At 60.1% G+C, this 13,014-nt stretch carries 11 protein-coding genes; 5 read left to right on the plus strand and 6 right to left on the minus strand.

Features of this window, described 5'->3' with window-relative positions:
- Positions 1-3 precede the first annotated feature (3 nt).
- Positions 4-498, plus strand: coding sequence for a hypothetical protein (locus AB5Y90_RS07935; protein ID WP_043825189.1), 495 nt, complete (start codon positions 4-6; stop codon positions 496-498).
- Here AB5Y90_RS07935 and AB5Y90_RS07940 read toward each other — a convergent pair.
- Positions 461-2,101: an EAL domain-containing protein gene (locus AB5Y90_RS07940; RefSeq protein WP_368166773.1), complete on the minus strand. Its 1,641-nt coding sequence runs from the start codon at positions 2,099-2,101 to the stop codon at positions 461-463. The two genes, AB5Y90_RS07935 and AB5Y90_RS07940, sit on opposite strands and share 38 nt — an antisense overlap.
- 189 nt (positions 2,102-2,290) lie before the next feature.
- Here AB5Y90_RS07940 and glgC point away from each other — a divergent pair, with 189 nt between their 5' ends.
- Positions 2,291-3,565, plus strand: coding sequence for a glucose-1-phosphate adenylyltransferase (gene glgC, locus AB5Y90_RS07945; RefSeq protein ID WP_005337070.1), 1,275 nt, complete (start codon positions 2,291-2,293; stop codon positions 3,563-3,565).
- An 84-nt stretch (positions 3,566-3,649) separates the two neighbouring features.
- Here the strand turns inward: glgC and AB5Y90_RS07950 are convergent, their stop codons facing one another.
- Positions 3,650-5,647 (minus strand): hypothetical protein, encoded by a 1,998-nt coding sequence (locus tag AB5Y90_RS07950; protein WP_307895049.1) that lies wholly within the window; start codon positions 5,645-5,647, stop codon positions 3,650-3,652.
- Between the two features lie 195 nt (positions 5,648-5,842).
- Positions 5,843-6,394 carry a lipoprotein gene (locus AB5Y90_RS07955; protein WP_005337065.1) on the minus strand — a complete coding sequence of 184 codons (552 nt, stop codon included), beginning with the start codon at positions 6,392-6,394 and terminating at the stop codon, positions 5,843-5,845.
- A gap of 245 nt (positions 6,395-6,639) precedes the next feature.
- Here AB5Y90_RS07955 and AB5Y90_RS07960 point away from each other — a divergent pair, with 245 nt between their 5' ends.
- Entirely contained in the window at positions 6,640-7,410 is a 771-nt protein-coding gene (locus AB5Y90_RS07960; protein WP_042080398.1) for a hypothetical protein, read from the plus strand.
- A 12-nt stretch (positions 7,411-7,422) separates the two neighbouring features.
- Here AB5Y90_RS07960 and AB5Y90_RS07965 read toward each other — a convergent pair whose 3' ends face one another.
- The 3 genes from AB5Y90_RS07965 to AB5Y90_RS07975 all read right to left on the minus strand — a co-directional run bounded on the left by AB5Y90_RS07965 (position 7,423) and on the right by AB5Y90_RS07975 (position 11,129).
- Positions 7,423-7,884 (minus strand): DUF2919 domain-containing protein, encoded by a 462-nt coding sequence (locus AB5Y90_RS07965; protein ID WP_042023947.1) that lies wholly within the window; start codon positions 7,882-7,884, stop codon positions 7,423-7,425.
- A 148-nt stretch (positions 7,885-8,032) separates the two neighbouring features.
- Positions 8,033-8,980 (minus strand): magnesium/cobalt transporter CorA, encoded by a 948-nt coding sequence (gene corA / locus AB5Y90_RS07970; protein WP_005337059.1) that lies wholly within the window; start codon positions 8,978-8,980, stop codon positions 8,033-8,035.
- A 505-nt stretch (positions 8,981-9,485) separates the two neighbouring features.
- A complete protein-coding gene (locus tag AB5Y90_RS07975) occupies positions 9,486-11,129 on the minus strand; it encodes an electron transfer flavoprotein-ubiquinone oxidoreductase (RefSeq protein ID WP_307895048.1) in 1,644 nt (547 codons plus the stop codon).
- 169 nt (positions 11,130-11,298) lie between these two features.
- Between AB5Y90_RS07975 and AB5Y90_RS07980 the strand changes: the two genes are divergently transcribed.
- Positions 11,299-12,066: an electron transfer flavoprotein subunit beta/FixA family protein gene (locus AB5Y90_RS07980; RefSeq protein WP_368166774.1), complete on the plus strand. Its 768-nt coding sequence runs from the start codon at positions 11,299-11,301 to the stop codon at positions 12,064-12,066.
- Positions 12,063-12,989: an electron transfer flavoprotein subunit alpha/FixB family protein gene (locus AB5Y90_RS07985; protein WP_307895047.1), complete on the plus strand. Its 927-nt coding sequence runs from the start codon at positions 12,063-12,065 to the stop codon at positions 12,987-12,989. The genes AB5Y90_RS07980 and AB5Y90_RS07985 overlap by 4 nt, the downstream gene beginning before the upstream one ends.
- Positions 12,990-13,014: the final 25 nt, after the last annotated feature.

The raw sequence follows: 13,014 nt of genomic DNA on the forward strand, positions 1-13,014 counted from the left end.
GCCATGTTTGTATTCGACGTAACGGGAGCTGCGGGTGAGAAGGCCAGCATTCGGGTGCAGGCGCTGGATTGGGCGCAAGTCGGGCCAGTGACCTTCCAGTGCGATGATGATCAGCTGGCGGTCGTGCTCTTGAGCGGTTGTCGTTGCGATGCGGTGGGCTTTTTCAACCTGTTGGCGGGGTGCAAACCGCTCTATATCGAGCAGTGGCTCAGCTATCTGCAAGAGAGCGGTCGCATTGGCAAGTGGAGTCACCAGACCGAGAGTCCCGCCGATGGGGACTATCTGGCCAGAGCCGGTCTGGAGCACGATGAACTCAATACCCTGCTTGGCCAGGTCTATCAGGTGGCTGGGTTCAATCGCCTGCAAATCAACCGTTACCTCAAAAATCGCCACAACCCCACCACCCTGGCGACCCGCTACGATCAGAAAGAGCTGGAGCGCTATCGCCAGCTCAATGACATCATTCTGACCCTTTTGAAGCTGAAGCATCCTCAGTAAAGAGCCCCAGCTGGCTGATATCCGGTCGCAGCGGTTGCGGCCGGGCGATCAGATAGCCCTGCAAGCCATCCACGTACATCCCCTGCAGCAGCTGTTTCTGGCCAAGCTGTTCCACCCCCTCTGCAATCACCTGACACCCCATCCGATGTGATACATCGACGATCATCCGCACGAACTGCTGGTTGGTCTGATCCTGCTCCAGTCCGGTGATCAGGGCAGGATCGAGCTTGATGTAGTCGGGCTTGAGCTCGCGAAACAGGGTAAAGGAGCCGATCCCTTTGCCGAAATTGGCGATGGCCGAGCGGCTGCCGTTGCGGCGCAGCAGTTCAAACACCCGCTTGGCGCCGGTCAGGTTGCGCTCCAGATGCTCTTCATCCAGTTCGAACACCAGATTGGCGCTGGTATTGGGATCTTTGAGCAGTTGGCGGTCAAGCCAGATCAGGAAGGCGCTGTTTTGCAGCAGGTTGGGGGAGAGGTTGATCCCCCAGCGACTCTGGTTGGCACCAAAGGCCCGGTACTGACGCATGATGTGGGTAATGACCAACTGCTCCAGCCGCATCACCATATCCAGCCGCTGGGCCATGGCAAACAGGGTGTCGGTGGGCAGGGCGGTGCCGTCATTGCCGCTGAAGCGGGTGTAGAGCTCGTTGTAGGCCAGCATGCTGCGGTGTAGGGGCTGGATCGGCTGGTAGGTAAAGCTGAGGCGCTCCTGCGCCAGCACTTCGGTCAGCACGTCGCGCCAGTGGTGTTGCCCCTGTAGCTCGGAGGCGCTGTCATCCTGCTGGATGGCCCAGCCGTTGATGGTTTCAGTCTGGGCGCGAGCCAGCGCCAGATCCGCTCTGGCCAGCACAGCTTCGATCTTCTGGCCGCTGCTGAGCTTGGTCAGCCCCGAGTAACCGGTGCTCTCCAGCTCGTGCTGATCCTGATAGTGATCGAAGGCCACCTTCAAATCCTGCCCCAGCAGATGGGGAGGAATATTGGCCACCGGTTGCACCAGCACGGCGAAATCAGCCCCCGAAATGCGGTAGACCTGATTGCCCGGGAAGCGGCTCACCACCCGCTTGATAAGGGCCGCCATATCCTTGATGTAGGCATCACCAGACTGGAAGCCGCGCTGGGCGTTGATCTTGCCAAGCTCGGTGGCACGGATCAGCACCAGGGTCGCGGTCTGGGTGTCCTGATCCCGCTGCAGCAACTCGGTCATGTCGCGGCGAAACGCGTGGCGGTTGAGTAGCTGGGTCAGCTCGTCGGTGGTGGCCAGATTGCTGAGCTCGGTCAGCTGGCGATGAGCGCTCTGCTCGGCACTTTCGAACTGCTCCAGCAGCTGTTGCAGCACCTCCTGGGAGGCGGGCTCATCGAGTTGTGAGGGATCCCGCCCTCTGATCGCCTTGATCCAGGTGAGCTCCTGATGCTGGAGCATGCCATCCATGGTGCGGATGGCCAGCATCAACAACAGGATCATGCCAAGCAGTGTGGTGGCCAGAATAATGGTCAAAGTGAGCGGTGTGCTCTGAAGGGCCAACCAAACTGCTTGCAGGAGCAGCAGGGGTATGGTCACTATGGTGGCGATCAGAAAGAGGGTACGTCCGAGCTTGTGAACCATCTTGTCATCCTTGAAGTGGCTGCTTTGTGGGGGAATTTTAACCAAGCTGGCGGAGCAAAGCATGCTATTCCTCGCAACTCGGTGAAAAGGGTCAATTGAGATCGGTTAAATGTGAGTGAAACCACTTTCACAGGTGTCGAAACAGGCGAAGATGAGTTGAAAATAGATCAAACAAGGCAGAGGTAAATCATGTTGTTAGAGCCCGAAAATAGTGCCAAAGCACGACAATTATTGAACCAGAGTATGGCACTGGTGCTGGCGGGTGGACGTGGTAGTCGCCTGAAGCAGTTGACTGACAACCGCGCCAAGCCTGCCGTCCATTTCGGTGGCAAATTCCGGATCATTGATTTTGTGCTCTCCAACTGTATCAACTCGGGGATCCGCCGCGTTGGTGTAGTCACCCAATACAAATCTCACAGCCTGCTGCGTCACCTGCAATCGGGCTGGTCCTTCCTGCGTTACCAGATGAACGAATTCATCGACCTGCTCCCTGCCCAGCAACGGGTGGACGAGGTGCATTGGTATCGCGGCACCGCCGATGCCATCTATCAGAACGTCGATATCATCCGTGACTACGGCCCCAAATACCTAGTGGTGCTGGCGGGGGATCACATCTACAAGATGGATTACGCTGCCATGCTGCTCGACCATGTGCGCCTTGGCGCCAAGGTGACTGTGGCTTGTATCGAGGTGCCGCGGGCCGAGGCATCCGCCTTCGGGATCATGGATATCGACGAGCAGCGCAAGATCCGCGCCTTCGTCGAAAAACCGGCCAATCCGCCCGCCATGCCGGGTTGCGAAGATCGCTCGCTGGCCTCCATGGGGATCTATATCTTCGAGGCGGAGTACCTCTACCAACTGCTGGAGGAGGATATTCACAATCAGGACTCCAAACACGACTTCGGGATGGACGTGATCCCCCGCATCGTGGAGGAGGGGATGGCATTTGCTCACCCCTTCAACATGTCCTGTGTCGGGGCGCGTGAGGGGCAAAAGCCCTACTGGCGTGATGTAGGTACGCTGGACTCCTTCTGGGAAGCGAACATGGATCTCGCCTCCGTGCTGCCCGAGCTCGACATCTACGATCAGAACTGGCCCATCTGGACCAGCCAGACCCTGACGCCACCGGCCAAGTTTGTGCAGGACCGCAACGGTCAGCATGGCATGACCATCAACTCCATGTTCTCGGGCGGTACCATCGTCAGTGGGTCATTTGTGCTCAACTCGGTGCTCTTTACCAATGTGCGGGTGCACTCCTTCTGCACCCTGGATCAGGCCATCATCTTCCCCGGGGTAGAGATTGGTGCCGGTTGCCGTCTGCGCCGGGTGGTGGTGGACAAGGGATGTGTGCTGCCCGATGGGCTGGTGGTGGGCGAGAATGCCGATGAGGATAGCCGCCGCTTCTACCGCTCCGAGCAGGGGATTGTGCTGGTGACCAAGGAGATGCTGGACAAGCTGGTTTGAGGAAGGCCCTTGAAACTGTGTCAGACGCTGTAATGCAAAGGGAGCCAATCTGGCTCCCTTTTTCATGCTGGTGAATGGCGAGGATTACTCGCTAACCACTGCTTTAGCAGCCATCACCATGGCGGTGCCGTGCTTGCCACCGGCAGAGGTCACTTGCGGTACGCCATCTTCATCGGTGTCGCTGCCGGCACCTTCGATGATGTTCTCGCCGGAGTCACCAATCCACTCGGCCATCTGCATGCCACCGTTGACGGTGCCACGGAACCAGCTGACGTACTGACCGGTCAGCTTGGCCAGCTCCAGCTCGGGCGCCTTCTCGGCCCCTTCGTTGCGCAGGTTCAGCATGGCAGAGCGCAGGGCGCCGGAGATGGCAGCCTGGGTCCAGGGGGTGTATTCACCCTGTTTACCCGCCAGCCAGGTGCCCGCCTTGGCATTGAAGTAGGCCTTGTCGGTGGCGATGAACAGCTCGCGGGCGGCAGTGCGGTACTTGGCATCGGAGGTGGCGAGGAACGCGGCAGTCAGACCACGGATGGCGGCGAACTGTGCATCGATGGAGTGGCCGGCATCGAGCTTGCCACCTAGCGTGATGCCGTCATGCACCAGATCATTTTTGCCCTTGAGGTTGGCAAGGATGAAATCGGCCTGCTTGCGGATAAGCTCAAGCGCTTGCTGACCCTGCTTGGTCTTGAGGTTCAGCTCGCCATTGTCACCGGCGGCGTAACCGACCGGCAGCGCATCCTGAGCGCGCTGGAAGATCTGCAGGGCGACCAGTGCGTAAGCGGCGTCAAAGGTGGTGACGTGCTTGCCCTGTTTGCCTGCCTGCCAGCTGTCGACCAGGGTACCAGCCTTGGTATCAAAGTGCAGGGCTGCCAGGTTCTTGAAGGTGAGGTTGGAGAGATTGATCGCCAGCGAGAAGGCATCGCTGCCTGCGGCCGCTTTGCCCAGGTCATTAGTCTTGTTGGCAGCCGGTGCGGCGGCAAACGGCGCGCCGTCAAATACGGCGTGGAAGGCCGGGTTCTGGTTGGTGTTGGCGCTGCGCTGATCGCTGAAGGCATAGAACTCGGAGAGCGGCCACAGCATCATCCAGGCATCGCGCAGCTGGGCGGAGCCATCCACCACCTCCAGCTTGCCGATGGCACCGGCATCGTTGTTGCTGGTTTCGGTCACTTTCACCTGATGGGGGAAGTAAATCACGCCCTTGGCCGGATCGTACTGCGGGGTGATTTTGGCGCCCAGTTGCTTGCCATCGAAGCCAAGCTGGTTCTGCATGATGGCCAGCTTGTCGATGGATTGCTCGGTCAGCATCATGCCGTTGAAACCATCGGCGGCAGAGACGCCCAGCTTGTGCTTGCCATCCTGATCCATGGTGGCGGAGGCGGCTTCTACCTCTTCATCGGTCTCGGCCACGTGCATGCCGCCGAGGAAGTCTTGCGACCACATCACCTCTTTGAGCAGGATGCCGCCCACCGCTGCGGGCACCAGCAGGTTGTCGCTGCCGCTCCAGCGCAGGGTGCTGTAGTCGCGGAAGTAGGCGGGCACCTGGGTCTTGACGGTTTTCTCGGTCCCTTTGGCGGTCTTGATGGTGATCTGGTCACCATTGACCGGAGTGGTATTCACTGCCTGGGCAAACTCAGGATTGGCGGAGGCGTAGGGCAGGGAGAGGGGATACATGCCCTGCGGCACTTCATCCGCCGGGAAGCCAACGGCATCGGCCATGACCAGCACCCGTTGCCCCAGAGAGGCCATGGTGCCACCACGAGCCAGGTTTTGCGGCCCGTTTACCAGATGCGGGCCCATGCCGGATTGGTAGTTGAGGGCGTACATCGCCTCTTCGGAGTATTCGTAGGATTCGATGCCGGCAGCGAAGTCGAACGGGGTCGGCTCATCGGCACGGTTGGCATCCAGCACATCCAGATCCAGCCCCAGCGCTTCGGCCAGCGGCTCACCGGAGAGCTCGAATTCGGTATAGGCCAGCATGTTGGCGGCGGTATTGAATGTCTTGTCTTCGACTTTGACGGCAGCGTGTGCGGCGCCGCTGATCAGTGCGCAGGCAATCGCCTGAACCAGTACGGTTTTTCTCATGTCCCTTCTCACCATTGGTTTTATTATTGACGCTTCTCATGACGAATCTAAATGAGAATGGTCTGCATTATGCTGTGTTGATGGTGACTTGAGAAGTAAAAAACCGCCCTGATCGGTAGCACGTTAAAGCAGACGTGCGCTGTCGAAGAGGACGGTTATCTGTTTATTGCGCTGAAAGTGCCGGTGCGGCGGGGGTCAGAGCAGCTTGAACGGGATGACCAGACGACCCGGCTCTACCTTGAGGGCTTCGACCTTCTCCTTGATCCTGGCTTCGTTCTTGCGGCTGCTGTCGAGGCGATAGACCGGGGTCTGCGACAAGAACAGGGAGAGCGACTGATTGAAGGTGGGCAGCAGCGGGGTGAGGGCAGCCCCGATATCGGCCGGCTCGGTCTTGACCGAGACCAGTTCAAGGTCGCGTAGATAGATGGCGCCCTGATCGGCCACATAGTCCGGGCGGGCGCTCAGGGCAAAGCGGATCTTCATCTGCTGGCTGCCAAGGGGGCTGCTCACCTGCAGGTCGCCAGCGGCGTCCAGCTCGATGCGATCTGCTTGTTTGCGGCCGATACGGCTCTGCATCTCATCCAGACGGATCTTGCTCGACATGATGCCGGGGATCCCCAGCTGTTTTTCAAAAGAGACCTGATCTTTGAGGTACTGGTTGATTTCGGCCTCGCTGACGTTGTACTGGGTCAGGGAGCAGGCCCCCAGCAGCAGGGCGAGGGGGAGTAACAACAGCTGTTTCAACATGATGGATTCCGCTTGGGCAACTATGATGGCGCTATCTTACGCGATAACGGGCGTGGAATGAGAGCCTCATACCGTGGGAAATCACGGAGTTGCTGCATTCCCGATTGTTTTTTGGCAACCGCCGGGTTCATCATCGACGGGTGAGCGGAATAGGGCTGAGCTGTTGGCTGCAGGCGTAGGTCTACGCCTTAAGCAGAGAGAAGAGAACAGAGTGTGAGAAGAGCACAGAGAACGAGGAGAGCGTAATGGTTCGGATGGGCAAGGTTGGCCGCAGGGCGCTGCTGTGGCTTGGCTGCATGATGGGACTGTGGAGCCCGTCGCTGTGGGCTGAGGTGAAAGTGATCCCGGTCTTCGAGGCGCAGGCGGCGGTGCAGACCCTCAAGGAGATCTATCCCCAGCTTGGGGTGAGTGCCATGGGGAATCAGCTGGTGCTGAGCGGGACGCCAGCCCAGCTGCAGGAGGCCGAAGCCACGCTGGCGCAGGTCAACCAGCCACCGCAAAGCCTGCTTATCGAGTGGCGGGTCGATGGTGCCGCCAGCGGTCAGCAACTGGGGGGCTCAATCAGTCGCGACGAGGCCAAGCGGCAGTGGCTGGTCGATGGCAACGCCCGGCAGTACCAGCGCAGCCAGAACGACAGCTGGCAGGTGCGCGGGCTGTCGGGTCGTCCCGTGCTGCTGCAGATGGGCTCCTATCAGCCGGTCACCTTCTATCAGTGGAACGGGGGCGCCGTGGTGGGGATGATGCCGCTGGTGAACGGCCTCTATGCCACGGCCACCTTGATTGGCGATCGGGTGCAGATTGCGCTGAGCAGCGAACAGGCGAGGCTGGATCAGGGCACCATCAATCGTGGGCAGAGTGCCACCGAGGTGAGCGGGGCCCCGGGCCAGTGGCTGACGGTGGGGGAGCTCTCGACCAGCTCAGCGGATCAGGGAAGCAGCCTCGGCACCCAGCTACAGGGCGGGCGAGGCAGCCAGAGCGAGCGCCAGACCCTGCAGATCCGGGTCACTCGTCAATAGGTGTCAGCCCCGTCAGTGGGGCTGATCTGCGGCATATTCCCGTAGCTGGCGACTGCGCAGCAGATACCAGAGCGCCCAGAGGCTGGCGACCAGCACCAGTGCGGTGGGCCAGCTGAATGACCACTTCTGCAGATTGAGGCTGTGCAACTGCATCAGCAGACCGCTGACGGCAGAGCAGAGCAGCAGCAGCGGGCTGTGGCGTCGAAGTCTGGCGCGAATGCTCTGGGTCTGCTGATAGGTGCCGCCGCAGGCGAGCAACGCCAGCATGGCGGGCACGTCGGTCAGCAGGCTGATGTAGAGGGTGATCTTGTCCGGATAGAAGAGGGTCAGGATCTCGCTGCCGCTCTCGCGGGTGACCCCTGCCATCAAAAAGAGCCAGACCGAGCGGGTCAGCAACAGGGCGATGGGCCAGAACCAGAGGGGCGGGCGCAACTGGCCGTGATCGTCATATCGGTGTTCGGGGTAGAGGGTCATGGTTGCCCGTTATCCACTTGAATTGAGTGATGGAGGGGATATGGGGCGACGAAGCGCCCTTTGCAAGGCGTTGGGCATGGCGCAAATTAATCGGGGGGCCATGCCCCCCAATCCGTTTCTTCAGATATCGCAGCGCGCGTCGGCGGCGTTACAGCCAGCCTTTGCGCTTGAAGAAGAGGCCGGTGCCGAGCGATGACATCACCATCAGCACCAGTGACATGGGATAACCATACTCCCAGGCGAGCTCCGGCATGCGGCCGAAGTTCATGCCGTAGATACTGGCGATCAGGGTCGGCGGCAAGAAGATCACGGCGGCTACCGAGAAGATCTTGATCACCTTGTTCTGCTCCAGATTGGTCACCCCCATGGAGGCCTCCAGCTGGAAGTTGATCTTGTCGAACAGGAACTGGGTGTGGGGCAAGAGAGACTCCACGTCATGCAGCATCTCGTCGATCCACTTGTTCTGCTCAAGGCTCATGCGCTGGCGCAGGCTGCGTTTGAGGAAACGCAGGGCGCGGCGGGTATCGTGCAGAGAGAGACGGATCTGGCCGTTGGCCTCTTCCTGTGCCATCAACTCTTTCAGCATGGGGTTGATCTGATCCGGCTCGAAGATCTGATCGGCTGTGTTTTCCAAGGTCTTGTAACCATCTTCGATAAGGTCGGAGAGGTACTCCACCTTGAGGTTCTGCACCTCCAGCAGGATGTCGAGGGCATCCTCCACCTCCAGCCGATCCTGGCGCATATAGTGACGCAGCAGGCGCACCAGCCCGATGTCATCTTCACGAATGCTGATCAGCAGGTTGTTGCGCAGGGTAAAGGAGACGTGGACACCTTTGGTGTCACGACCGATCCGCTGGGGAAACAGGGAGTGAATGTGCAGACCATCGGTATCCCAGTAGAAACGGGCGGATGCTTCGATGTCGTCGAGCTCTTCCTTGTCGGGGACCTCTTCCAGGAACAGGCCCGTCAACCATTCTCGCTCTGCCGTGTCCGGCTTGTAGGCATCCAGCCAGACCGTGTTGTCAGGTACTATGTCGTCAGGCCCGAGCGTGACTATATCCAGCACCTTGTTGTTGAGAATGTAGGCGGTGATCATCTGTCCCCCCTTAAAAAGTCATGGGTAATCAGGGATGGTTGCACAGGTCATGCGGCCTTAGATCGCTGCAGAAGGCGATCCCGTGGATAAGCAGATCGGGCCGATGGAAAACCTGAATGCGGCGAACTATACAGGGGCGGGCCGCGCTTGTCAGGGGCTATTCATCAGGGATTCAGCTTGTTTGTTCAAAAAAACAGCGAGGTCGGATCACCTGAGCGGCTATGCGGGGTAGAACCCAGCCTTTGGCTGGAGGAGGGCTAGCTGGGGCTGCTTGTTGCCGTTGCCCCGCTTCATCACATATTCGGATAATTGGGCCCGGAGCCCCCCTGTGGTGGTGTCCAGACGATGTTTTGGTACTGAGTATCTTTGATGTCACCGCATCTTGGCATCGCCGTTCCATCACATATTCGGATAATTGGGCCCGGAGTCTCCCTGTGGCGGTGTCCAGACGATGTTTTGGGGCTGAGCATCTTTGATGTCACCGCATCTTGGCATCGCCGTTCCATCACATATTCGGATAATTGGGCCCGGAGCCCCCCTGTGGCGGCGTCCAGATAATGTTTTGACTGGGATCTTTAATGTCACAGGTCTTGCAGTGAATACAGTTGGCTGCGTTGATCTGCAGTTTGGCCGCGCCTTCCATTTCCAGTACTTCAAACACCCCTGCCGGGCAGTAGCGTTGGGCGGGTTCGGCCCAGGTGGGCAGATTGACCTCGACCGGAATGCGCTCGTCCTGCAGCTTGAGGTGGCAAGGCTGATCCTCGTCGTGACTGGTGTTGGCCAGATACACAGACGAGAGTTTGTCAAAGCTCAGCTTGCCATCGGGTTTGGGATAATGGATGGGCTCGCAGCGGCTGGCCACGCGCAGCTGACGGTAGTCGTGAGCCTTATCGAGCAGCCTGAAGGGCGAGTTTGCGTCAAACAGCCGCTGCTCCAGCCAGTTGAAGGCGCCGCCCAACCAGGGACCATAGCGATGAAGTGCCGCGCCGAAGTTGCGTGCCGCCTTGAGTTCGCGGGCCAGCCAGCTCTGGTGCAGCTCGTCACCATACTGGGCCAGATCCCGGCCTCCCTCATCGCCCCCCCGTAGAGCCATCGCGACGGTTTTTGCCGCCAGCATCCCCGATTTCATGGCGGTGTGGATCCCTTTGATGCGGGAAAAGTCGAGGGTGCCGGCATCGCAGCCGATCAGCAGGCCGCCCGGGAAGTGCATGCGGGGCAGGGCGTGCCAGCCCCCCTTGGTGATGGCGCGAGCGCCGTAACTGATGCGTTCACCCCCTTGCAACACGCCGGCGATAAGCGGGTGATGCTTGAGGCGCTGGAATTCGTCGAACGGGCTGAGCCAAGGATTCTGGTAGTTGAGATCGACAATCAGCCCGACTGCCACCTGATCCCCCTCCATGTGATAGAGGTAGAAACCGCCGTGGCTATTGCCGCCCCCCTGCTTGCCGAGGGGCCAGCCACTGCCGTGCAGCACCTGTCCTGCTTTGCCTTGACCTGCTGGCAGTTGCCACAGCTCCTTGAAGCCGATGGCATAGTGCTGGGGCTGGGCAGGGCTTGCCAGATTGAATGTGGCGATCAGCTGCTTGCCGAGATGGCCGCGGGCCCCTTCGGCAAAGAGGGTGTAGCGGCCGAGCAGCGCCATGCCGGGCACATGATCTGCTTTCGGATTGCCCGCCCGATCCAGCCCCAGATCGCCGGTGATCACCCCCTTGACCCGGCCCGCTTCCATGATAAGTTCGCTGGCGGTAAATCCCGGGTATATTTCGACTCCCAGTTTTTCCGCCTGTTGGCCAAGCCAGCGGCAGAGATTGCCGAGGCTGACGATGTGACAGCCCTGATTGTGCATCCGGGGTGGCACCGCCCAGGCGGGGAGTTGCAGGGAGCGTTGCTCGCTTTGCAGCAGATGAACCTGATCGTCGCTGACCGGCACGCCGAGCGGCGCTTGCTGCCAGCAATCCGGCAGCAGCTCTTGCAAGGCGACGGGATCAAACAGGGCGCCGGAGAGCAGATGGGCACCAATTTCCGCCCCTTTCTCCAGCAGACAGACAGAGAGAGTGGCATCCTGCTGTTTCAGGGCGATGGCTGCACTGAGCCCCGCCGGACCGCCGCCGACGATGACGACATCAAATTCCATTGCTTCCCGTTCCATCTTGCCTCTGCGCTCTGGTTGGCCTAGGGTAATGCTGGTAGTTTACGTAAACGTAAAGAGGTTGTAAGCAAAACTAAGCAAGAAAAAGCAAAAAATCAGGGAAGAGCGTACTGCAACAAACGCAGAGGCACACTAATGAATTCAATCCAAAGAGACGAGGCATGACCCCATGAAGCTGCTAGTCGCGATCAAACGGGTAGTCGACTACAACGTCAAGATCCGGGTGAAGGGAGACGGCTCCGACGTGGAGCTCGCCAATGTGAAGATGGGGATCAACCCCTTTTGTGAAATTGCAGTGGAGGAGGGGGCCAGGCTGCGCGAAGCCGGGGTCGCCAGCGAGCTGGTGGTGGTGACTTTCGGCCCTGACGCTGCCGCCGAGCAACTGCGCCATGGGCTGGCGCTGGGGGCGGATCGGGCGCTGCACTATATAACCGGTGAGAGTGTCACCGATGAGACGCTCACCCCGCTGACTGTCGCCCGCGCCTTGCACAAGGTGTGTGAGCAGGAGCAGCCGGATCTGGTGCTGCTCGGCAAGCAGTCCATCGATTCAGACAACAATCAGGTGGCCCAGATGCTGGCTGCCCTCAATGAGTGGCCACTGGCGACCTGCGCGTCAGCCCTCAAGGTGGAAGCTGGGGAACTGCTGGTGACTCGCGAAATCGACGGTGGCCTCGAGACCCTTGGCATGCCGTTGCCTGCGGTGGTAAGCGCCGATCTGCGTTTGAATGAACCGCGCTTTGCTTCGCTGCCCAACATCATGAAGGCCAAGCGCAAGCCGCTTGATAGCGCCCCCTTCTCGACACTCGCCGTTGAGGTGGCCAACCAGACCCGTTTGCTCGGGGTGATGGCGCCGCCAGCCCGCAGCGCAGGGATCAAGGTGGGCTCGGTGGACGAGCTGGTGGACAAACTCAAACACGAAGCGAAGGTGCTGCCATGAGCGTGCTGATCATTGCCGAACATCATCAGGGCCATCTGGCCGACAACGTGGCACAACTGGTCACCGCCGCCGGAGCCATCGGCGGTCAGGTTGACCTGCTGTTGCTGGGTCAGGGGCTGACCGAGGCAGGTGAACAGGCGGCTGCCATTGGCGGTGTCGACAAGGTGTTGCTTGCCGAACATCCCCGCTTGGCCGACGGGCTGCTGGATGGGGTCGACAAGCTGCTGGCCAGCTGGTGCGAAGGTTACAGTCACTGCCTGATGGCGGCGAGTACCATGGGCAAGGCGTTGCTGCCACAAGTAGCGGCCCGGCTCGGGGTGGAGATGCTCTCCGAGGTGACGGCTATCGAGAGTAGCGACACCTTCCTGCGCCCCATCTATGCAGGCAATGCCATCGCCAGAGTGGCAAGCTCGGCACCCGTCAAGGTTATGACAGTGCGGGCCACCGCGTTTGCCAAGGCAGCGACAGGCGGGCAGGCTCCCATCGAGCACTTGGCCGTGCCCGAATTCGCTGGTCGTACCCGGCTGGTCGAGCGCCGCGCGGTGCGCTCCAGCAGGCCCGAACTGACCGCCGCTCGGGTGGTAGTCTCCGGTGGTCGGGCGCTGGGCTCCAAGACGCAGTTTGCTCTGATTGAGGCGCTGGCCGACAAGCTGGGTGGGGCGGTGGGCGCATCGCGGGCCGCCGTTGATGCGGGATATGTCGCCAACGATCTGCAAGTGGGGCAGACCGGCAAGGTGGTGGCGCCCGAGCTCTATATCGCGGTCGGCATTTCGGGGGCCATTCAGCATCTGGCGGGGATGAAGGAGTCGAAGGTGATCGTGGCCATCAACAAGGACAGTGAAGCCCCCATCTTTCAGGTGGCTGACTACGGGCTGGTGGGGGATCTCTTCACTCTGCTGCCGGAGCTCACCGCCAAACTGTAAATTTGTCAGAAATGGCTGAGCTGTG

The organism is Aeromonas sp. R4-1 (genome assembly GCF_040908325.1).
In the GTDB taxonomy this organism is placed as follows: Bacteria; Pseudomonadota; Gammaproteobacteria; order Enterobacterales; family Aeromonadaceae; genus Aeromonas; species Aeromonas veronii.

Bases quoted from the DNA above. Each gene is read 5' to 3' on its own strand.
- AB5Y90_RS07935 (WP_043825189.1), top strand. From the start codon at position 4: ATGTTTGTATTCGACGTAACGGGAGCTGCGGGTGAGAAGGCCAGCATT.
- AB5Y90_RS07940 (WP_368166773.1), bottom strand. From the start codon at position 2,101: ATGGTTCACAAGCTCGGACGTACCCTCTTTCTGATCGCCACCATAGTG.
- glgC (WP_005337070.1), top strand. From the start codon at position 2,291: ATGTTGTTAGAGCCCGAAAATAGTGCCAAAGCACGACAATTATTGAAC.
- AB5Y90_RS07950 (WP_307895049.1), bottom strand. From the start codon at position 5,647: ATGAGAAAAACCGTACTGGTTCAGGCGATTGCCTGCGCACTGATCAGC.
- AB5Y90_RS07955 (WP_005337065.1), bottom strand. From the start codon at position 6,394: ATGTTGAAACAGCTGTTGTTACTCCCCCTCGCCCTGCTGCTGGGGGCC.
- AB5Y90_RS07960 (WP_042080398.1), top strand. From the start codon at position 6,640: ATGGTTCGGATGGGCAAGGTTGGCCGCAGGGCGCTGCTGTGGCTTGGC.
- AB5Y90_RS07965 (WP_042023947.1), bottom strand. From the start codon at position 7,884: ATGACCCTCTACCCCGAACACCGATATGACGATCACGGCCAGTTGCGC.
- corA (WP_005337059.1), bottom strand. From the start codon at position 8,980: ATGATCACCGCCTACATTCTCAACAACAAGGTGCTGGATATAGTCACG.
- AB5Y90_RS07975 (WP_307895048.1), bottom strand. From the start codon at position 11,129: ATGGAACGGGAAGCAATGGAATTTGATGTCGTCATCGTCGGCGGCGGT.
- AB5Y90_RS07980 (WP_368166774.1), top strand. From the start codon at position 11,299: ATGAAGCTGCTAGTCGCGATCAAACGGGTAGTCGACTACAACGTCAAG.
- AB5Y90_RS07985 (WP_307895047.1), top strand. From the start codon at position 12,063: ATGAGCGTGCTGATCATTGCCGAACATCATCAGGGCCATCTGGCCGAC.